The following is a 20575-nucleotide window of genomic DNA, read 5'->3' on the forward strand; positions in this document are numbered from 1 at the left end:
CTGGCTGGCTGGACGCGGGCTGCGTGTGGCTGGCTGGCGCGGGCGGTCGCACCGTCCCGGCGCGCCGCTCTTGACCCTTTGTAGTAAAGCTGAATATCACCGTCAACAACGCTTAAGATTTACCCTTCCTTAGAATAATTAAAAACTGACAACTGCTTTAGATCACCTTTAGACGACGAGATGTCGCGCACTCTTGGCTAGACGAGATCGATTCCGATCCCATCTTCCATTGACGCGCAACCCGTGAAGCGGAGAGACCATCATGCCAAGCCCCCTGGCGCCTTCAAGGCCGCTCGGCGCACGGCCCCATCGACGCGAACTGAGCGCCGCGATCGGACTGACGTTTCTGGCCGCCGCCGGCCTCTTTGCCCCGTCCACGCTCCCCAGCCCGGCCCAGGCACAAACTCCGGATCGCATCGTCGCTGTCGGCGGCGTGATCACCGAGGTGCTCTATGCACTCGGCCTGCAGGACCGGATCATCGGTGTCGACACCACCAGCCAGTTCCCCCCCGAGGCCCTGCGCGACAAGGCCAGCGTCGGCTATGTCCGTGCACTTTCGGCCGAAGGTGTGCTCTCCCTCAAGCCTTCGCTGGTTATTGCACTCGAGGGCGCCGGACCTCCCGGAGCGGTATCGCTGCTTAACGAGGCCGGGCTGCGCCTCGCCAGCATTCCGGAAGACAACTCGCCTGATGGCGTCGTCACCAAGATCCAGGCGATTGGCGCCGTCGCAGGTGCGGCCGAACCCGCGGCGCGCCTCGCGCAGCAGACGAAGCTGCGTTTCGACGAACTTCAGACGCTGCGCTCCAGCCTGCCGGCCAAGAAGCGCGTGCTCTTCGTCCTGTCGCTCCAGAACGGCCGCGTGCTGGTCGGCGGCCGCAACAGTTCGGCCGATGCGATCATCCAGATGGCCGGCGGCGTCAACGCCGCGACTGCGGTCGAGGGCTTCAAACCCCTGAACGACGAGGCCATCATCGCGGCCGCCCCCGACGTGATCCTGATGATGCGCAACAGCAGCAGCCATAATGCATCGCCGGAGGAAGTATTCGCTATGCCGACCTTCTCGCAGACCCCGGCCGCGGCGAAGATGGCGCTGGTCAGGATGGATGGCCTCTACCTGCTCGGCTTCGGGCCGCGCACACCGGCGGCAGCCCGCGACCTGATGGCAGCGCTCTACCCCGAGGCCGCGATCCCGCCGCTCAAGACCGCCGCTGCACCATGACGCTGGCCGTCCGTCCAGCCGACACGATGGCCACGGCCGCGCTCGCCAGCTTCGCAGCCGGACAACGGCGGCAGGCCGTTCTGGTCATCGTCGGCCTTGTTCTGCTCTGCGGCCTGTTGATGATCGTGGCCGTCGGGCAAGGTGCGTTCTCGATTCCGCCTGGCCGGGTCGCCGAGATCCTCTGGGCCAGGCTGACAGGCGAGACCGCCCTGCTGGAAGGGCGCGACGCGCTCGTCGTCCTCAATATCCGCCTCCCGCGCGTGCTGCTCGGCGCCCTCGTTGGCGCCGCACTCGCGATTTCCGGAGCCCTGATGCAAGGGCTCTTCCGCAATCCGCTCGCGGATCCCGGCCTCGTCGGCGTCTCCGCCGGCTCCGGCCTGGCAGCGGCTGCGACCATCGTGCTCGGTGACCGCCTTCTCGCCGGCCTGACGATGAAGCTGCCTTTTGCAGCCCTCCCGTTCGGCGCTTTCTGCGGCGGCCTGATTTCGACCCTGACCCTCTATCTCATTGCGACCCGCCAGGGTCGGACCTCGGTCGCGACCATGCTGCTCGCCGGTGTCGCGCTCGGCGCGCTTGCCGGCGCGCTGACCGGCGTCCTCGCCTTCATTTCCGACGACCGACAGCTGCGCGACCTGACCTTCTGGTCGCTCGGCAGCCTTGGCGGCGCGAGTTGGACCAAGCTCGTGGTCATCGCGCCCATCGTCCTGCCGCTGCTGCTGGCGGTGCCCCTCCTGGCCCGCGGGCTGAACGCTTTGATGCTCGGAGAGGCCGAAGCCTACCATCTCGGCATCCCGATCCAGCGCATCAAGGCGCTGGCGATCCTGCTCGTGGCCCTGGCCGTCGGCGCCAGCGTCGCCTCGGCCGGCGTGATCGGCTTCGTCGGCATCGTCGTGCCGCATCTGATCCGCCTCGCCATCGGCCCCGATCACCGGCTGTTGCTGCCGCTCTCGGCGCTCGGCGGAGCAACGCTTCTCGTCGCCGCAGATATCGTCGCGCGCCTGATCGTCGCCCCGGCCGAATTGCCGATCGGCATCGTCACTGCAGCACTCGGCGCGCCCTTCTTCCTGTGGCTCCTGCTGCGTCGCGCGGATGGTCTCGATGTCTGAGCCGATCAACAACGAGCCGATCCTCTCAGGCCGGTCCCTGAGCTTCATGGCCAGCGGGCGCGCGCTGGTCAGCGAGGCTTCGCTCGATCTCAAACCGGGCAAGACCACGATCCTGATCGGCCCCAACGGCGCCGGCAAATCGACCCTGCTCAAGCTGGTCACCGGCGAACTGAAGCCTGCCAATGGCGAGGTCCTGCTCGACGGCGAGCGCCTCTCCGCGATCCCGTCCTGGCGCCTGGCCTGCCAGCGGGCCGTGATGGCGCAGCACACGCGGCTCGCCTTTCCCTTCAGCGTCTATGAGGTCGCACGCCTCGGCGTGGACGGTGTCGGGCGCGCCTTGTCGCGTCAGCGCCGCGAAGCCCTCGTCGGCGAATGCCTGGCCTCGGCCGGCGTCGCCGAGCTCGCCGCGCGGCGTTATCAGACCTTGTCCGGTGGCGAGCAGCAGCGCGTGCAGTTCGCCCGCGTGCTCTGCCAACTCGAGGCCGGTCGCAGCGTCGCTGCGCGGCAGACCCTCTTCCTCGACGAGCCGATCGCCAGCCTCGACCTCTGCCATCAGCTCGCCCTGCTCGATATGGCACGCGCGATTGCGGCCCGCGGCGTGGCCGTGCTGATCGTGCTCCACGATATCAATCTCGCCGTGACCTATGCCGACCACCTCGTCGTGATGGACCGCGGCCGCATCGTCGCCCAGGGGGCGCCGGCAGCAACGCTGGATGACGCCTTGCTGCGCAATGTCTTCAAGGTCGACCTCAGCTTCAGCCGCGCGCCCGCCGCCGGCCTGCCCTTCCTCCTGCCCCAGCAGCACCGCCCCAACGCAGCCGCTTGATCCCCCGGAGCGGTTATTTTAAGCTTGAAATAATTGCTCCGAACCGGGGTCCGCGATCATGTCCGCTTCACCGCGCAGATTGTCCTACGGACGTTATCTTCAGGTCGACGATCTGCTGGCCTGCCAGACCCTGGAGAGCGTGAAGGCCGGCACGCCGGCCCATGACGAGATGCTCTTCATCATCGTCCATCAGGCCTATGAGCTCTGGTTCAAGCAAATCCTGCATGAGCTCGACCGCATCCAGCTCGACTTCTCGGCGAGCCCGGTCGCCGACGAGAATCTTGGCCGCATCGTCGCGGGCCTCGGCCGCATTCATGAGATCCTGAAGCTTCTGGTGGGCCAGCTCGACGTCCTGGAGACGATGACGCCCGCCGGCTTCCTCGAATTCCGCGACCTGTTGACCCCGGCCTCGGGTTTCCAGTCCGTGCAGTTCCGGCTGATCGAGAGCCGTCTCGGTCTCGCCGATACGCTCCGTCTCCGGATCGACGATCAGAGCATGCGCGAACGCCTCGCGCCCGAGGATCGTGCCAAACTCGACGCCGAGCATAGACCGTCCCTGCTATCTCAGCTTGACGCCTGGCTCGCGCGCACGCCCTTCGTCGCACTTGGCGACTACAGTTTCCGTGAAAGCTATCGTGCCGCCGTGACCGCGGCGCTACAGCGCGATGCGCGCAGCGTCGGCACCGATCCGTCCCTGCCGGAAGCGCAGCGCCAGGCCGATGCCGCCGCGATCGAAACGGCGCTCGCCCGCTTCCAGGCCCTGTTCGAGCCGGACGCCGCCGGCACAACCTGGCACATGTCGGCGCGCGCGATCGAAGCAGCCCTATTCATCGCGCTCTATCGCGACATGCCCGTGCTGCAGCTGCCCTTCCGGCTCCTGCAAAACCTGATGGACATCGACGAAAGCCTGACGCTCTGGCGCCTGCGCCATGCGCTCATGGTCGAGCGCATGATCGGCGTCCGGCCCGGCACCGGCGGCTCCTCGGGCTCGGGTTATTTGCGCGCCACGGCCGAGAAGCACCGCATCTTCATCGACCTCTTCCATCTCTCCAGTTATCTGCTCGCCGCCCGGGACCTGCCGGCCCTGCCCGAGGGGGTACGCCGGCGCATGGGCTTCAGCTACGGGGCGGCCTGATGCACGGCGACTGGACAGCTCATTTCAGCCGTTTCCGCAACGCGGCACCGGAGCGGATCAACCTCGCGGCGCATAGCCATCACGACTGGCCCGATGTCAGTTTCGCGGCGCAGGAACAGGCCTGGACCGACGCCGCCCGCCTCGCAGGCCATAAATGGAGCCTCGTCTTCGGCGAGCTGATTCCGGCGGTTCAGGCCGGCATCGCCCGCGAGCTCCGGCTTCCCRATCCGTCGAGCATCGCCTTTGCGCCGAACACCCACGAATTCCTGCGTCGCCTCCTCTCCTGCCTGCCAGCCGACCGCACCCCTCGCATACTGACGACGAGCGCCGAATTCCACACGGCTCGGCGGCAGCTCGCCCGACTGGCCGAAGAGCGACTGATCCAGCTCGACGAGATCGCCGCAGAGCCCTTCGCAACATTTCACGAGCGCCTCCGGACGGCGATCATCGCCGGTGGCCACGACCTGATCTATGTCAGCCAGGTCCTGTTCAATTCGGGAGCGACCTCAGGCGATCTCGCRGCGCTTGCCGGCGCAGTACCGTCCGAGGAAACCCTGGTCGCGATCGATGGCTATCACGGCTACCTCGCCCTGCCGACCGACCTTTCGGCGATTGCGGACCGCGTCTTCTACATCGCCGGAGGCTATAAATACGCGATGGCCGGCGAGGGCTGCTGCTTCATGCACTGCCCGCCAGGTTATGGCCCGCGCCCGCGCGACACCGGCTGGTTTGCAGCCTTCGGCGCGCTCGCGGCTCCCCCCGGCAGCAGTGTCGGCTACTCCGCCGACGGCGGTCGCTTCCTCGGCGCCACCTTCGATCCCAGCGGGCTCTATCGCATGCGAGCCGTGCTGGCATGGCTGCAGGCCAACAGTCTCGCTGCGCATCACGTCCACGAGCACGCCATCTCCCTGATGCGGCAGTTCCTCTCCGGCCTCGATACGCTGACAATTCCCGGGCTATCCCCGGCCCAACTGATCACGCCCGTTGGCAATCCTGCGGCACATGGCAATTTCCTCGCCTTCCGCACCGCGGGAGCCGGAGCGCTGGAGGCGACACTGGCGAAGCACGGCATCGCCACGGATCATCGCGGCGACGTGTTGCGGTTCGGCTTTGGACTGGCGCTGTCGGACGGAGATGTGGCCGAGGCTCTCGATCGGATGAAGGCCCTGAACGCCTGATCGAAATCATCGGAATGATCGATTTTACGCCGGATTCATCGTGAATCCAGGCTTCACCATATCGCTCAACCGCCGGTTCACGGTCGCAGCGCCACATCTCCCGCAGAACCCGAAGCGGGAGATGAACCGTGACCAGACGCCTCGCCCCCATCGACCTGCTGCTTGCAGGCGCGATGTCCCTGCTGGCCCTTGCCTTCGCCGGCCGCCCCGCGCTCGCTCGCGAACTCGTCCAGTTCCAGGACCAGCGCTACTACCCAGGCACGATCGTGATCCGCACCGGCCAGCGCAGCCTCTATTTCGTCACGGCGCCTGGTGAGGCGATCCGCTACCAGATCGCCGTCGGCAAAGCCGGCAAGCAATGGCGCGGCGTCAAATATGTCGAGGAACTCGCAGTCGAGCCAGCCTGGAGTCCTCCGGCCGAGGTCAAGCGCGCCCAGCCGAACCTGCCCAACGTCATCGCCGGCGGCTCGCCCCGCAACCCGATGGGGGCCCGTGTCATCGGCCTCGGGCCGGGTGGTGAATACGCCATCCACGGCACCAACGCGCCGGGCACGATCGGAACAGCGGCCTCCTTTGGCTGCTTCCGGATGCACAACCCCGACGTGATCGATCTCTATGCCCGCGTCCGCATGGGCACGCCCGTGGTGGTCCTGCCTTAGATCATCTCTAGTGATTGCATCGGCTGTCCGCGAAAGCCGCAATCCACTTTTCGGACTGAGGCTTCAGAGGGCAACCGGCGACAATAATGGCCTTCCGGAAAAGAAGGCCGCGAGGTTGCCGATGAGCAAATCCTGCTGGGCATGCTGCGCCGATTCCGCGTTGGCGCCGATATGGGGCGTCAGCACCGCATTCTCGCAGGCCCGCAACCGCTCGGAGACATGCGGCTCGTTCTCGTAGACATCGAGCGCCGCACCCGCGATCACGCCCGCCTCGAGCGCGTCGCATAGCGCAGACTCATCCACGGCGATGCCGCGCGAGATATTGACGAGATGCGCTTGCGGACCGAGCGCCTTCAGTACCTCCGCGTTGATCGCGTAGCGGTTCTCGGCACTGGCACGCACCGAAACGACCAGCAGGTCCGCCCAGTGAGCCAGCCCGAGCAGGCTGTCGTGATAGAGATAGGGCAGGTCTGCGCGCGGCGACCGATTATGGTAGCCGATCRTCATGTCGAAGGCCGCAGCGCGACTGGCAATGCGGGCACCAATGGCGCCAAGTCCGTAAATGCCCAGCTTGCGACCAGCCAGTCCAGGCACATGCGCCATCCGCGCGACCGCATTGCCTTGCCATCGTCCGGCGCGCAGGAACCGGTCTCCGCTATTGATCTGCCGCGCGCTGGCCAGGAGCAGGCCCATGGCAAATTCCGCGACGCTTGTCGCGTTGCTGTCGGCGGCATTGCTCAGCAGGATGCCGCGCTCCTTGGCGCGCACCCGGTCGACCCCCTCGAAACCCGTGCCGTAGCACGCGATCAACCGCAGCTTCGGCAGGGCATCGATCAACGCCGCATCCGTCTTGTGGCTGCCGATGGTCAGGAGAGCCTGAACCTCCTCGGCCCCTGCCGGCAACGCATCCGGAGCTGAGCGCGCCATCGGGCCAAGCAATGTGTAGCTTTCGTTCAGACGCGCGACGAGCCGATCAGGCAGGCGCGGCGCCATGAGGATGGTCGGCTTCATCAGGAATCAAGCTCCATGGCGGTGTTGCATCGCAACATCGAACGGCAGCTTGCTCAACCCGTTTCGGAGCGGGGACCGCCATCTCGCCGACGCAATGCAACCGCTCTGAACGCCTCGCCGAAAAAGGCCAACATCGCCTAGCGTAACCTCTCGCCTGCGACAAAGAAGCGCGTTAACGTTTGCTTGCACGACTTCAATCGCGCTCGGGCCTGAAGCACCGAGCCCAACAGGGGCTATCGATGGATCATCTCGCCGACGTCAAGAAATACGCCAGGAAGGCCGTCAACGAAGCTGCCTTTGCCGGTATGTCCAAATCTTACGCGCTCGTCATGGGCAAGCCCGACACCCGCTTCGTCGCCTGCACGGATCCGGCCGAACTGGAGCGCGTCCGCGAGAACTTCCTGAAGAAGAAACTCGGTCTCAAGAGCGCCGATCTCGATGCATCCATCAAGGCAACCTGCGAGCATATGAAGGACGACAAGACCAAGTCGCGCCTGACCTTCTACTACCTGCTGGCCGAGCACTACGGGAAGCTGGATCTCTTCGTGAAGAAGTAAGACGCGCCCTGCGCGCATGCCCGGGCTGGCCCCGGGCATCCTGGATCACAAATCTATTCCAGGACGAGATGGTCGGCTCCAGGCCGACCATATTGCCTATCCGCTTCTCGCCACGCTCAGCGATAGAGGTCCGCGCGCGTCAGCGGCAGACCCGATGGTCCCTTGCGCCGCTTCGAGACCAGCGTCTGGTTGATCAGCGCGCCACCGCGCTCGAAGGCGAGCGAACAGCCCGCGAGATAGAGCAGCCACATCCGCGTCCGCTCGGGACCGATCTCCGCCTCGGCCTCGGCCTTGCGTGCATTCAGCCGCTCGAACCATAGCCGCGTCGTGCGCTGGTAATGCTCGCGCCACCCCTCGACATCATGCACCTCGAAGCCATGGCGCTCGAGATTGGCGATCGACATGCCGAGATGGTCGAGTTCACCGCCCGGGAAGATATAGCGCACCAACGCCCGGTACTCGGCCGGCATCTTGTTGAAGGCGCGCTCGGTCTTCTTGGCTCGCCGCGAGATCGTATGGTGCAAATAGAGACCGCGCGGCTTGAGCAGCCGGTTCACCGCCTGGAAATAGGCCGGGTGATTGCGGATGCCGACATGCTCGAACATGCCGATCGAGGAGATCTTGTCGAAGACCCCCTCCATCTCCGTGAAATCCTTGAGATGCAGCGTGACCTTGTCCTGAAGACCGAGTCGCTCGACCTTCTCGCGAGCCAGCGCGAGCTGCTCCTCGGCAAGCGTCACGCCATGTGCCTCGACACCATAATGCTGCGCGGCATGGCAGATCAGCGCGCCCCAGCCGCAGCCGATATCGAGCAGCTTCTCGCCGGGCTGCAGGCGTAGCTTGCGGCAGATCATGTCGAGCTTGTCGCGCTGCGCCCGCTCGAGATCGGTATGATCCTCGGTAAAATAGGCGCAGGTGTAGACCATCTCCTCATCGAGGAAGAGCCGGTAGAACGCGTTCGAAACGTCGTAATGATAGGCGATATTGGCCTTGTTGGTGGCGGGAGCGCCATCGCGGGTGGCCTTGTCGCCCTGCAGGTGCTCGACGGCCTGCGGCGCAGCGCCGGGCGCGAGCAGGAAGCGCCTCACGACATCGAACACCGCCGATTTCGGGATACCGCGCGCCAGCCGCGCGACCTTTCCCTCCGGGCGCGCCGCCGCGAGATCGAAGATCGTTCCGTTCACGATCGCGATCCGGTCGGTGACATGCAGATGCAGCAGCGTGTCGAGCTTCGGCTTGCGGAGCAGCGCTGCAACGGCGCCGGAGTCGCGGATCGCGATCGCAAGGCCGTCCTCAGGCCACTCGGAGGGGATGCGGCTCCCGTCCCATAATGCGAAGCCGAGCTTCAATCCAAGTTTCTGGTGTGCCTCGGTCAGAAGTCGCCGCAAGGCGGCGAGGCGTTTGGTGTCGCGATCCATGCGTGGCCGATCCATCCCCGTCCCGACCTGTTTGACGGCAGGCGTGGGGCTTGGCAACCACCCGTCAGAAATCGCTCGCGATTCCCTTCACTTCCCAGTCGTCGTAGCGCACCGGATCGAGACCACCGCGGCCGTTGAGCTCCTTGTCACGCTTTGCCGCCGCCGCCTTGGCGTCGATCTCGGCGCGTCGCGCCTGTGCTTCGGCCAATGCGCGCTGCGCCGCCGGCGAAAGGCTCCTGGCCCGATCGGTCTCGCTCGTCAGGACTGCGGCTTGATCCTTGGCCGAGGCTTGATCCTTGGCCGAAGTTTGATCCTTGGCAATGTCGTTCGGCATTGGCACAGCGCTCTCTTGCGGGATCGGCATGGTCTTCACCACATAAGGCGCAAATCCGCATTCGGGGAGAGCGAATTCATCATCCCGGACTGCGACCGACAAAGGGGACCAAGATGAACTACGTCCGCACCGGCATCCTGATGGCCGGCCTCACCGCGCTCTTCGCCGTGGTCGGCTATCTGCTCGGCGGCGCGGGCGGCATGCTGATCGCGCTCGGGATCGCCGCCGCGACCAATCTCTACAGCTACTGGAATTCGGATCGGCTCGCGCTCGCCTCCCACAATGCCCATGAGGTCGACGAGCGCAGCGCGCCCGAACTCTATGGCATGGTGCGCGACCTTGCCGCGCGCGCCAACATGCCGATGCCGAGGGTCTACCTGATCGACGAGGAGCAGCCCAACGCCTTCGCCACCGGGCGGAACCCGCAGAACGCAGCCGTCGCCGCGACCACGGGCATCCTGCGCACGCTGAGCTACGATGAGCTCGCCGGCGTGATGGCACACGAGCTTGCCCACATCAAAAATCACGACACCCTGACGATGACCATCACCGCGACCATGGCGGGCGCAATCTCCTCGCTCACCACCTTTGGCATGTTCTTCGGCTCGCGCGAGAACCGGCCGGGATTGCTGGTGCAGATCCTGATTTCGGTGCTCGCGCCGATGGCCGCGATGGTGATCCAGATGGCGATCTCGCGTTCCCGCGAGTACGAGGCGGACCGGCTCGGCGGCGAAATCTGCGGCAATCCGGTCGCGCTCGCGGACGCGCTTGCCAAGATCGCCGGGGGCGTCGCGCATATTCCGAACGAGACGGCGGAGGCCAAGCCTGCTACGGCCCACATGTTCATCATCAATCCCCTGAGCGGACGCGGCATGGATTCTCTGTTTTCGACCCACCCCGACACCGGCAATCGAATCGCCGCCTTGATGGAACAGGCGCGCGCCATGGGTATCGGCCGGGGTCGCAATGCCGGCGGCTTCACCAGCCAGGCCGCACAGAGCCCGTGGAACGGCTCCCACAAGCCCGGCCCGTGGGGCTGAGATGACTGAACAGGACAATTCGCGCGGCAAACCGGCACCGGCTCCCGCCCGGCCAGCCGATGATGCCCCGGGTCTGCCGGCGCGCCGCCTTGCAGCGAACCTGATCGACGAGGTGCTCCGGGCCGGCACCGCGCTCGACGAAACCTATGAACGCATGAGCCCGGCCTTCGGGCTCGACGCCGCCGACGCAGCACTGGCGCGCGCCATCGCCATCACCGCCTTCCGCCGGCTCGGCACGATCCAGCACGCCATCAATGCGCGGCTCGAACGCGGCAGCCCGAAGAATTCGGGCCCGTTCGAGCCGATTCTGGTCGCCGGCGCGGCCCAGATCCTGTTCCTCGACGTGCCGGATCATGCCGCCGTCGATCTCGCGATCCGCCATCTCCACGAGGATGCGCGTTCGGCCCGCTATGTCGCGCTGGGCAATGCGTTGCTGCGCCGGCTTGCCCGCGAGCGCGACGCGATCCTGAACGGAAGCGCCGCCCCCTTTGCCGACACCCCGCCCTGGCTCGCCGAAAGCTGGCGCAGCGCCTATGGCGATGAAACGGCCGCCGCCATCGCAGCAAGCCACGCCGACGAGCCGCCGCTCGATCTGAGCGTGAAGGGTGACGCCGAAGGCTGGGCCGAGAAACTCGGCGGCATCGTGCTGCCGACCGGATCGGTGCGTCTGCGCGAACGCTCGCCGGTGCCGAGCCTGCCTGGCTTTGCGGAAGGCGAATGGTGGGTGCAGGACGCCGCCGCCGCACTGCCGGCGCTGCTGCTGGCGCCCAAGCCGGGCGAACGCATCGCCGATCTCTGCGCCGCGCCGGGCGGAAAGACGGCACAGCTCGCGGCAGCCGGCGCCGCCGTGACCGCAGTCGATCGTTCGGCGCCGCGCTTGCGCCGCCTGCGCGCCAATCTGGAACGGCTCGGGCTCACGGCCGAGATCCTGGCGACCGACGCCGCAAACTGGCAGGCCGAGCCGTTCGACGCGGTTCTGCTCGACGCCCCCTGCAGCGCCACGGGCACGATCCGCCGCCATCCCGATGTCGCCTGGACGAAGACACCCGAGGATCGCGACAAGCTCGCCGCACTCCAGGCCCGGCTGCTCGACGCGGCGGCGCGCCTGACGCGGCCCGGCGGCCGCCTGGTCTACTGCACCTGTTCGCTTGAACCGGAAGAGGGCGAGAACCAGATCGACGCCTTCCTCGCCGCGAACCCGGATTTTGCACGCGTGCCGATCAAGCCCGAGGATATCGGCGGCCTCCCTGAGGCGATCAACGCCGCCGGCGACCTTCGTACCTTGCCGCATCAGCTTCGCGGCGAAAGCCCGCGGCTCTCAGGATGGACAGGATTTTACGCAAGCCGTCTGATCAGGCTATGACGAAACCGGGATTCGCAGGGCGCGACCACGTCCTCCGGGACGATTCGCATCGGGACGGGGTGAGCGGGGGCATTGAACGGCTGGACTGAGCGTAGGGGGCTTGCCCAGGCGGCGATCGGTCGGGCTGCGCGGCGTACGCGTGGCCAGTTCGTCGGCGCCGCGCGGAAGCTCTGGCCTTTCGGCCATGTCCAGGCCACCCGTCTGCTCTTTGCTCCGCATGATTTGCGCACCGCCGATCCGACTACGGCCGGCGATATCTATTCCGGGTATTATGCTTTCGCCGGACGCACGCTGAGAACCCATGGCGAATCGCCCTTCGACTGCCAGCCGCCGAGCGAGGGCTGGTCCGAGGCCCTGTACGGCTTCTCCTGGCTTCGGCACATGCGCGCCGCCGATACCGCGATCGCCCGCGCCAATGCGCGCGCGCTGGTCGACGAGTTCATCGACAGGCGGCACGACCGCAGCGAGATCGCAAGGCAGCCGGCTGTCGCCGCGCGTCGACTGATCTCCTTCCTGTCGCATTCGCCGCTCCTTCTCGAGGGCGCAGATCACGCTTTCTACGAGCGCTTCATCCGCCATGTCGGGCGGCTGACGGAGCGGCTGACGCTGACGCTGTCCGGCGCGGTCGATGGCGCAGCGCGGCTGCAATGCCTGATCGCAGTGACCTTCGCCGCGATCAGCCTCGACGGCCAGGAGCGCCGGCTGAGGCGCGCCGAGGCCGCCCTGTCCGACGAGCTCGACGTCCAGATCCTGCCCGATGGCGGCCATCTCAGCCGCAATCCGCGGCTGATCATCGAGTTGCTGCTCGATCTCCTGCCCCTGCGCGAGACATTCGTCGCGCGCGGGCTCGAACCTCCGCGCAGTGTCCTCATGGCGATCGAGCGGATGATGCCGCATCTGCGGCTGTTCCGGCATGGCGACGGCTCGCTCGCCCTCTTCAACGGCATGGGCATTACCCCGCCCGATCTGATGGCTACGCTCGCGGCCTATGACGACGCCCGCGCGCGGCCGATCGAGCATGCCGCCTATTCCGGCTATGATCGGCTCGGCGCCGGCCGCAGCACCGTGGTGGTCGATGCCGGCGCGGCGCCGCGAGGGGCCAACTCGGTCGAGGCCCATGCAGGTTGCCTGTCCTTCGAGTTCTCAAGCGGCAGCCAGCGCATCATCGTCAATTGCGGCGCCAGCCGTTTCGGACCGCCCGAGCTCCGGCTGGCCGCGCGTAGCACCGCAGCCCATTCCACGGTGATCCTGGCGGAGCGCTCCAGCGCCTCCTTCGGCCTCGTACTCGGTGAACACCGCATCATCGCCGGCCCCTCCGACGTGCGCGTCGCGCGGCAGGACAGCGAGGCAGGCCATGAATGGGTCGCGAGCCATGATGGCTACCATCGCAATCTCGGCGCCCTGCACACCCGCCGCCTGCTGCTCAGCAATGACGGCACGACGCTGACAGGCGAAGACGAGATCGCCCTGCCCAAGGGAACCGAAACCCTGCCGGCCGTGGCACGCTTCCACCTGCACCCCGGTATCCGAACGAGCCTGATCCGCGAGGGCGAAGGCGCCCTGCTCGCGCTGCCATCCGGCGAAGTCTGGGAGTTCGAAGCCTCCGGCCTTGCCGTCACGATCGAGGAAAGCATCTTCCTCGCCGCAGCCGACGGCAAACGGAGAACCGAGCAGTTGACGATCAGCTTCGACGCTGCCGTGACGCCGCAAGTCACCTGGCGCTTGACCCGCGTCGGCACGGCACCGCGGGCAACGCGGTCGCATGAACGGGGCGGACCCGAGGCACAACTGCCGCTTTGACGGCGGGACGCCGCTCCGGACACCGCCCTTTGCATCCAGGGCCCGGCATGATACGGCCCCGCCAAGCCGCCTTCATTGCACTGCACACCGGATTGTCCCGATGCCGACTGAGCTTCGCCGCGTCGAACGCGCCCTTCTTTCCGTCTCCGACAAGACGGGGCTGATCGAATTCGCGCGCGCCCTTCACCGTCTTGGCATCGCGCTGGTTTCGACCGGCGGCACCGCCAAGGCGATCGCCGAGGCCGGCCTGCCCGTCACCGATGTCTCCGATCTCACCGGTTTCCCGGAAATGATGGACGGTCGCGTCAAGACGCTGCACCCCAAGGTGCATGGCGGCCTTCTCGCCATCCGCTCGCATCCCGAGCATCAGGCCTCGATGCTCGGCCACGGCATCGCGCCGATCGACCTGCTCGTCGTCAATCTCTATCCGTTCGAAGCAACCGTCGCCGCCGGCCGCGCCTATGACGACTGCATCGAGAACATCGATATCGGCGGCCCCGCGATGATCCGCGCCGCCGCCAAGAACCACAACGACGTTGCCGTCGTGGTGGACGCGTCGGACTATGCCGCCGTCCTTGGGGAACTCGAGAGCCAGAAGGGCGCGACCACGCTGACGCTGCGCCRCAAGCTCGCCCAGAAGGCCTATGCCCGCACCGCCGCCTATGACGCCGCGATCTCGAACTGGTTCGCCAACGAGCTGGCGGAGACATCCCCGGCCTACCGCGCCCTCGGTGGCGGCCTCGCCGAGACGCTGCGCTACGGCGAGAACCCGCATCAATGGGCCGCGTTCTACCGCACCCCCGAGCAGCGCCCCGGTGTCGCGACTGCCCGCCAGGTCCAGGGCAAGCAGCTCTCCTACAACAACATCAACGACACTGACGCCGCCTTCGAATGCGTCGCCGAGTTCGATCCTGCAGTCTCGGCCGCCTGCGTCATCGTCAAGCACGCCAATCCCTGCGGCGTCGCCAGCGGCAGCTCGCTGCTCGAGGCCTATGAGAAGGCGCTGGCCTGCGACCCGGTCTCGGCCTTCGGCGGCATCGTCGCGCTCAACCGCAGGCTTGATGCCGAGGCGGCACGGAAGATCGTCGAGGTCTTCACCGAAGTGATCATCGCGCCCGAGGCCGATGACGAGGCGATCGCGATGATCGCCGCCAAGAAGAACCTGCGGCTGCTGCTGACCGGCGGCCTGCCCGATCCGCGCGGCGGCGGGCTGTCGCTGCGCACCGTTTCCGGCGGCTTTCTCGCACAGGCTCGGGACAACGCCGTCGTCGACGACATGGAACTGCGGGTCGTGACCAAGCGCGCGCCGAGCGAGGCCGAGCTCGCCGATCTTCGCTTCGCCTTCCGCGTCGCCAAGCACGTCAAGTCGAACGCCATCGTCTACGTGAAGGGTCAGGCGACTGTCGGCATCGGCGCGGGCCAGATGAGCCGCGTCGATTCCTCGCGCATCGCGGCCTGGAAGGCGAGCGAGGCTGCGAAGGCTGCTGGCGTTGCCGAGAGCCTCGCCAAGGGCTCGGTCGTGGCCTCCGACGCCTTCTTCCCCTTCGCCGACGGCCTGCTTGCCGCGGCCGAGGCCGGTGCCACGGCGGTGATCCAGCCCGGCGGCTCGATGCGCGACGACGAAGTGATCAAGGCGGCCGACGAGGCCGGCCTCGCCATGGTCTTCACCGGCCATCGCCACTTCCGCCACTGAGGCGCGGACGCCGCAAGGGCCGCTCTCGACCACGGGCGCGGCCTGGTCCTATTCTGCCGGCGTCGCGAGCGAGGCCGGCATGACGCAGACCCATCAGCGGCGCACGCCCTTGCGGACGCGCGTTGCACACGAACACGCCAAGGTCAGCTTCGTCGAGCTGTTCTTCGATCTCGTCTTCGTCTTCGCGATCACGCAGATCTCGCACACATTGCTGGAGCATTTCACGCTGCTTGGGCTCGCCCAGGCCACGCTGCTGCTCGGCGCGGTCTGGTGGGCCTGGGTCTGCACGAGCTGGGTGACCAACTGGCTCGACCCCGACTCGACGCCGGTCCGTCTGATGCTGTTCGTGCTGATGTTCATCGGCCTGGCACTCACGACCTCGCTGCCGGGCGCATTCGAGGATCGCGGCCTGATCTTCGCCTGCGCCTATGTCGCGATGCAGCTTGGACGCAGCGTCTTCACGCTGATCAGCCTACGGGGCCGCAGCCCCGCCAACTACCGGAACTTCCAACGCATATGCCTCTGGTTCGCGCTGTCCGGCGTGTTCTGGATCATCGGCGGATTAGCCGATGGCGGTCTCCGCTTCGGGTTCTGGGCGCTCGCACTTGCGCTTGAATATGGCGCGCCCTGGATCGGCTTCAGGGTGCCTGGTCTCGGCCGCTCCAGCACCGCCGAATGGGATATCGAAGGCGCGCATCTTGCCGAACGATGCGCGCTCTTCATCATCATCGCGCTCGGTGAATCCGTACTGGTGACGGGCGCCACCGCATCGAAGCTGGCAGCAACGCTGCCCAATTCGCTTGCCTTCGCCAATGCCTTTCTCAGCTCCGTCGCGATGTGGTGGTTGTATTTTCATGTCGGCGCCGAGCGCGGCAGCCAGCGCATCTCCATGGCGGAAGATCCGGGCTCGCTGGCTCGCAGCGCCTACACCTTCATCCCTCTGCCTCTCGTCGCCGGAATCATCCTGGTCGCCGTCGGCGACGAGTTCGTGCTCGCGCACCCGACCGGCCACACCGAGCTCAAGGTGGCGATCGCCGTCATCGCGGGGCCGATCTTCTACGTGATCGGAAATCTGCTCTTCAAGAAGGCCACGGCAGGATGGTATCCGCTGTCCCACCTCGTCGGGCTTGGACTGCTGGTCCTCTGGGCTCCGACGGGCGCGATCCTGCCGCCGCTCGCGCTGAGCTTCGGTGCAACGCTCATCCTGGTCCTGGTCGCGGCCTGGGAAACGCTCTCGCTTCGGCCGAAGGAGGCCTGACGCATGCATACGATGAAGATGCTCTCGGCCGGCTTTGCGCTGCTCGGCCTGCTGCTGTTCCTGGCGCCGCGGTTGAACCGCAGCAGCGCGCACCCCATCGCCTATGCGGTCAAACTGTTCATTCCGCTCTGGCTCGCGGTTTCGCTGATCAATCTCGTCGTTGGCGTGACCCGCGCCGGCTACACGGTTCTCGAGGAGGCTCCGATCCTGCTCATCGTCTTCGGCATCCCGATGGCGATCGCGCTGCTGCTACGCTGGTTCTTTGGAAAGGCCTCGGCATGAGTCTCGAATCGGTTCGCTCGTTCTTCGCGGAGCACGCGCCGGACATCGCCATCATCGAGACTGCAGAGAGCAGTGCGACGGTCTCGCTAGCCGCGGCGGCTCATGGCGTCGAGCCGGCGCAGATCGCCAAGACGCTCTCGCTCCGGATCGGCGAGCGGGTCGTGCTGGTCGTCGCGCGCGGCGATGCGCGGCTGGACAACCGCAAGGCCAAGGCGGCCTTTGGCGGCAAGCCGCGCATGCTCGATGCCGGCGAGGTCACCGAGATCACCGGCCATCCGGTCGGAGGCGTCTGCCCCTTCGGGCTTGCCTCCCCGCTGCCGGTCTATTGCGACATCACGCTGAAGGCCTTCGACGAAGTCGTGCCGGCTGCCGGATCCACCCAGAGCGCACTCCGCATCAGCCCGCAACGCATGGTCGAGCTGACCAAGGCCGAATGGGTCGATGTCTGCCAGGAACCGGCCTGACGGGCCTCAGCCCTTGCCGCCGACGCGCTCGATCAAGGCCATTGCAGCAGCCGGGTTGCGGATCTTGTCGCCGCTGATGACATATAAAAAGACATCGCGGCCGCCCTGCACTCCTGCGGGCGTCGCGACTGTGTCGAGATCCTTCGGCACCTCGCCTTCCGCCCAGCGACGGGCACGCTCGGCCCAGGCGTCCAGGTCTGTGGCCGAATAGCCGTTTGGTTCGGCCTCCTGCGTGCCCATGATGCGGCTATAGACGAAAGGCGCCGTCGGATCGGCAATCTGCGTGTATTTGGAATCCGCTGCAGTGACGACCGCTACGCCGTATTCGCGCAGCAGCGCGACGAAGTCCGGCGAGCGAAAACTGTCATGGCGAACCTCGACGGCGTGGCGGAGCGCGCGGCCTTCGACGGATTTCGGCAGCAGTTTCAGGAAAGCCTCGAAATCCACCGGGTCGAAGGCCTTGGTCGCCATGAACTGCCAGTTGATCGGGCCGAGCTTCTCCCTGAGCTCCAGCACGCCGCCCGTGATGAATTTCTCGATCGAGGGGCCAGCTTCCGCAAGCACGCGGCGGTTGGTGATATAGCGTGAACCCTTCAACGAGAAGACGAAGCCGTCCGGCGTCTCCTCGCGCCATTTGGCGAAGCTTTCGGGCTTCTGCGAGCCGTAATAGGTTCCGTTGATCTCGATCGAAGTCAGCTTGCTGCTGGCATATTCGAGCTCACGCTTCTGGGAGAGACCGTCAGGGTAAAAGCTGCCGCGCCAAGGCTCGAAAACCCAGCCTCCGATGCCGATCCTGATGGCGCCCTTTGCTGCTGCGGACATGACGGCTCCTCGTTCAAGCTGGCTGGCGGCATTCTTGTCGCAAACGGGCATTGAGACCACCCGCTTTCGGAGAGCCGTCCCAACCCGTCTCGTCATATCGTGGCCAAACGGCTTGTCAGCGCCTGTCAGCAGGCGTTCGACGACCCGGCCTCAGCCGTCGCGCAACCGCTTGTGCAGACCAGCGGCGTCCAGGCCGCCCAGATCCAGCAACGGCAGGAGATCGTTCTCCGCCCTGAAATCCCGCGCGCAGACCGCATTGAACAGCGCGATGCCGGCCTGATGCAACGGCACTGCCACGCCCGTGACGGCACCGAGCAGTTCGAGCGGCACGAGCCCGAAGGGCACGTCCTCGGTGATGAAGCGGGTATCGAGCGTCTTCGGCCCCATCAGCTCCGGGCGCATGGCATAGACCGCGGCAGCCATCTCGCCGACAGGGCCAGGCGTGACGCCGAAGGACAGGGCATAGTGATCCTGCACACTGCGCACCGCGAGTCCGAAGGCCGCCGCAAGCGCGAGCCGCTCCGCGTCCATCGCATCGATGATGCGGCCGACGCCGCGCGTCGTGCTCCCGTAATTCGGCCAATCCTCGCCCTGTTCCGCGCGGGTCAGATTGCACAGCATGCTCGCCATATGGCCGGGCGGATTGAGGTTGCTCAGCATGATGGCGAGCAGGTCTTCACGGGGCTCGAACCGATCGCCGAACAATGCCTGGCAGATCGAGTGCCCCTCCGCTGCGAAGCGTCGCGGCACGGTCGCGACGTCGAGCCGGGCACGGATGCCGGAGATGTTGACGCTGCGCGGCCCCGTCTTGCGCGCGGTCAGCGCGGTCGTCGCCCAGGCGGCAATCGGCAGCGTGATCCCGCGCTTCGCCAACAGGTCATGCATATAGAGTGCGGCAAAGGAGCTATGCGCGCTGATGACCACGCTCTGGCCGTGATGCAGATGCTCCGAAAGCGTTTCCAGCACGGTTCGGAAGCCATTGGCCGGCACCGCCACGATGACGGTTTCGGCGCCCGCCACGGCGTCCGCACAGCTCTGCGCGACCGCGATGGGCAAGGATGCGACGATCTTCCCGGTTACCGTCAGTTCCGCGCGCCCGGCGAAATCCGCCAGCTCCGCTCCGCTCGGCGACCACAGCACCGGCTGATGCCCCTGTTGCGTCAGATAGGCGGCATAGCCTCGGCCGATACCGCCGGAGCCGATGATGGCGACACGCATGTTCGATGGACTCTTGCTGCGTGGACGGCTCAGTCGCGAACCGGTTCGCCGAGCGTATGCATCAGCCGGTTGGCCCAGCCGAAGATCGAGGCGGAAAGGATCAGGTCGAGGATTTCAAGCTTCGACAGTCCAAGATCGCGCAACGCGGCAATATCCGCCGGTGTCGCCTCGGACGGCGTCTTCGAGAGCCTGACCGCGAAATCGAAGATCGCCTGCTGGTGTTCCTCCAGCTCGGCATCGACGCCATCGGCGAAGATTGCTTCGATCACGTCTGTCCGCTTCGTCAACTGGTTGAAGCGCGAGGCATGCACTGCCGCGCAATAGACGCAGCGATTGACGATCGAGGCGCCGACTGCCCCAAGCTCCCGTTCGGCCGAGGACAGTCCGCCCTTGCCATACATGATCGCGTTGAAGAGCGGCGAGCGCACCTTCAGGGATTCGGGATCATGCGCGAGCGTGAGGACATAGGCCGAAACCTTCTTGTTCGACGGCGTGATCTGCAGCGCATCGAGCTGCTCCGGCGTCGCGTCCTCGAGCGCGACCGGCGTGACATAGGGCGACCAGCGCGGCACCTCGGCCGTGAACTCATGGACCGGAACGCTCACAGGACCTCCTCCAGCAGCCGCAGGCCGGCAATCACGCGGACCTGATAATTGACGAAGGCAGCAAGCTCGGCGAGCCGGACGATGTCGGGCTCCGCGATGCCTGCCGCCTTGAGCGCCTCGATATCCGCCCGCGTCGCGTCCTTGACCGTCTTCGTCAGGATGTCGACATGACGCGTGACCGCGATGAGCCGCGCATCCGCGCCGTGTTGCTCAAGGGCCGCGCCCGAAGCGATCGCCGCCAACGCGGAGGTCTCTCCGGCTTGGCCGAGCAGTTCCCGGTAGTGAGCGGCCAGCCCGGAATCCCCGTTCCATCGGGCCATCCTGACCGCCAGCGCCGCACGTTCGGCATGGCTCAGACCGCCCGGCTCGCGCGGCAGCAGGACCGCGTCATGGCTGGCCTGGCTCATCTCCATGATCCCGGAGCGCTCTGATACGGCGTCCGCAAGTTGGGAGCCCGCCTTCAGCCCCGCCAGGCTCTCGATCAGATTCGTCCCGCTCAATCCCATCTCCCCTCGCCGTGACGAGCGATGTTTAGGATCGGCGAAGGCGAAGGTCCACCCGTCGATCTATGCGGGTCCGGTTGCCGG

Annotated in this window: 21 protein-coding genes; 14 read left to right on the plus strand and 7 right to left on the minus strand. The window is 66.4% G+C overall.

Annotation, left to right across the window (positions count from 1 at the left end; all coding sequences use genetic code 11):
* Positions 1-262 precede the first annotated feature (262 nt).
* The 6 genes from AC1DW9_RS30240 to AC1DW9_RS30265 all read left to right on the plus strand — a co-directional run bounded on the left by AC1DW9_RS30240 (position 263) and on the right by AC1DW9_RS30265 (position 6123).
* Complete coding sequence (locus tag AC1DW9_RS30240) at positions 263-1219, plus strand: heme/hemin ABC transporter substrate-binding protein (RefSeq protein WP_441507441.1); 957 nt, start codon at positions 263-265, stop codon at positions 1217-1219.
* A 26-nt stretch (positions 1220-1245) separates the two neighbouring features.
* Positions 1246-2325 (plus strand): FecCD family ABC transporter permease, encoded by a 1080-nt coding sequence (locus tag AC1DW9_RS30245; protein WP_441492769.1) that lies wholly within the window; start codon positions 1246-1248, stop codon positions 2323-2325.
* A complete protein-coding gene (locus AC1DW9_RS30250; protein ID WP_441492707.1) occupies positions 2318-3151 on the plus strand; it encodes a heme ABC transporter ATP-binding protein in 834 nt (277 codons plus the stop codon). The genes AC1DW9_RS30245 and AC1DW9_RS30250 overlap by 8 nt, the downstream gene beginning before the upstream one ends.
* A gap of 58 nt (positions 3152-3209) precedes the next feature.
* A complete protein-coding gene (locus tag AC1DW9_RS30255) occupies positions 3210-4286 on the plus strand; it encodes a tryptophan 2,3-dioxygenase family protein (protein ID WP_441492706.1) in 1077 nt (358 codons plus the stop codon).
* Positions 4286-5464, plus strand: coding sequence for an aminotransferase class V-fold PLP-dependent enzyme (locus AC1DW9_RS30260; RefSeq protein ID WP_476855268.1), 1179 nt, complete (start codon positions 4286-4288; stop codon positions 5462-5464). The genes AC1DW9_RS30255 and AC1DW9_RS30260 overlap by 1 nt, the downstream gene beginning before the upstream one ends.
* A gap of 173 nt (positions 5465-5637) precedes the next feature.
* Positions 5638-6123: a L,D-transpeptidase gene (locus AC1DW9_RS30265; RefSeq protein WP_441492768.1), complete on the plus strand. Its 486-nt coding sequence runs from the start codon at positions 5638-5640 to the stop codon at positions 6121-6123.
* A 63-nt stretch (positions 6124-6186) separates the two neighbouring features.
* Here the strand turns inward: AC1DW9_RS30265 and AC1DW9_RS30270 are convergent, their stop codons facing one another.
* Positions 6187-7134, minus strand: a complete 948-nt coding sequence (locus AC1DW9_RS30270) for a 2-hydroxyacid dehydrogenase (RefSeq protein WP_476855269.1) — start codon at positions 7132-7134, stop codon at positions 6187-6189.
* 239 nt (positions 7135-7373) lie between these two features.
* Between AC1DW9_RS30270 and AC1DW9_RS30275 the strand changes: the two genes are divergently transcribed.
* Positions 7374-7691, plus strand: a complete 318-nt coding sequence (locus AC1DW9_RS30275; RefSeq protein WP_069878671.1) for a DUF2853 family protein — start codon at positions 7374-7376, stop codon at positions 7689-7691.
* Between the two features lie 116 nt (positions 7692-7807).
* Here the strand turns inward: AC1DW9_RS30275 and AC1DW9_RS30280 are convergent, their stop codons facing one another.
* Together AC1DW9_RS30280 and AC1DW9_RS30285 are read right to left on the minus strand one after the other, a co-directional pair.
* Positions 7808-9109, minus strand: coding sequence for a class I SAM-dependent methyltransferase (locus tag AC1DW9_RS30280; protein ID WP_441507444.1), 1302 nt, complete (start codon positions 9107-9109; stop codon positions 7808-7810).
* Positions 9110-9173: 64 nt separating this feature from the next.
* Positions 9174-9443, minus strand: a complete 270-nt coding sequence (locus AC1DW9_RS30285) for a DUF1674 domain-containing protein (RefSeq protein WP_441492702.1) — start codon at positions 9441-9443, stop codon at positions 9174-9176.
* Between the two features lie 113 nt (positions 9444-9556).
* On the opposite strand from AC1DW9_RS30285, the gene htpX reads away from it, so the two are divergent.
* The 7 genes from htpX (at position 9557) to AC1DW9_RS30320 (ending at position 17343) form a co-directional block, all read left to right on the plus strand.
* On the plus strand, positions 9557-10483 hold the full coding sequence (gene htpX / locus AC1DW9_RS30290; RefSeq protein WP_441492701.1) for a zinc metalloprotease HtpX: 927 nt from the start codon (positions 9557-9559) through the stop codon (positions 10481-10483).
* 1 nt (position 10484) lies between these two features.
* Complete coding sequence (locus tag AC1DW9_RS30295) at positions 10485-11846, plus strand: RsmB/NOP family class I SAM-dependent RNA methyltransferase (protein WP_441507446.1); 1362 nt, start codon at positions 10485-10487, stop codon at positions 11844-11846.
* Positions 11847-11918: 72 nt separating this feature from the next.
* Positions 11919-13646 (plus strand): heparinase II/III family protein, encoded by a 1728-nt coding sequence (locus AC1DW9_RS30300; RefSeq protein ID WP_441507447.1) that lies wholly within the window; start codon positions 11919-11921, stop codon positions 13644-13646.
* Positions 13647-13746: 100 nt separating this feature from the next.
* Positions 13747-15339 carry a bifunctional phosphoribosylaminoimidazolecarboxamide formyltransferase/IMP cyclohydrolase gene (purH, locus tag AC1DW9_RS30305; protein ID WP_476855270.1) on the plus strand — a complete coding sequence of 531 codons (1593 nt, stop codon included), beginning with the start codon at positions 13747-13749 and terminating at the stop codon, positions 15337-15339.
* A 79-nt stretch (positions 15340-15418) separates the two neighbouring features.
* A complete protein-coding gene (locus AC1DW9_RS30310) occupies positions 15419-16597 on the plus strand; it encodes a low temperature requirement protein A (protein ID WP_441507448.1) in 1179 nt (392 codons plus the stop codon).
* Between the two features lie 3 nt (positions 16598-16600).
* Complete coding sequence (locus AC1DW9_RS30315; protein ID WP_043242153.1) at positions 16601-16879, plus strand: hypothetical protein; 279 nt, start codon at positions 16601-16603, stop codon at positions 16877-16879.
* Positions 16876-17343 carry a YbaK/EbsC family protein gene (locus tag AC1DW9_RS30320; protein WP_441507449.1) on the plus strand — a complete coding sequence of 156 codons (468 nt, stop codon included), beginning with the start codon at positions 16876-16878 and terminating at the stop codon, positions 17341-17343. The genes AC1DW9_RS30315 and AC1DW9_RS30320 overlap by 4 nt, the downstream gene beginning before the upstream one ends.
* Positions 17344-17349: 6 nt before the next feature.
* On the opposite strand, the gene AC1DW9_RS30325 is transcribed toward AC1DW9_RS30320, so the two are convergent.
* The 4 genes from AC1DW9_RS30325 to AC1DW9_RS30340 form a co-directional block, all read right to left on the minus strand.
* A complete protein-coding gene (locus AC1DW9_RS30325) occupies positions 17350-18165 on the minus strand; it encodes a DUF72 domain-containing protein (RefSeq protein ID WP_441492694.1) in 816 nt (271 codons plus the stop codon).
* Between the two features lie 150 nt (positions 18166-18315).
* Positions 18316-19383: an NAD/NADP octopine/nopaline dehydrogenase family protein gene (locus AC1DW9_RS30330; RefSeq protein WP_476767815.1), complete on the minus strand. Its 1068-nt coding sequence runs from the start codon at positions 19381-19383 to the stop codon at positions 18316-18318.
* Between the two features lie 29 nt (positions 19384-19412).
* Positions 19413-19988 (minus strand): peroxidase-related enzyme, encoded by a 576-nt coding sequence (locus tag AC1DW9_RS30335; RefSeq protein ID WP_441507451.1) that lies wholly within the window; start codon positions 19986-19988, stop codon positions 19413-19415.
* On the minus strand, positions 19985-20488 hold the full coding sequence (locus AC1DW9_RS30340; RefSeq protein ID WP_441507452.1) for a CMD domain protein: 504 nt from the start codon (positions 20486-20488) through the stop codon (positions 19985-19987). Before AC1DW9_RS30340 ends, AC1DW9_RS30335 begins: the two co-directional genes overlap by 4 nt.
* Positions 20489-20575: the final 87 nt, after the last annotated feature.

The organism is Allobosea sp. P4_E12, assembly GCF_056401655.1.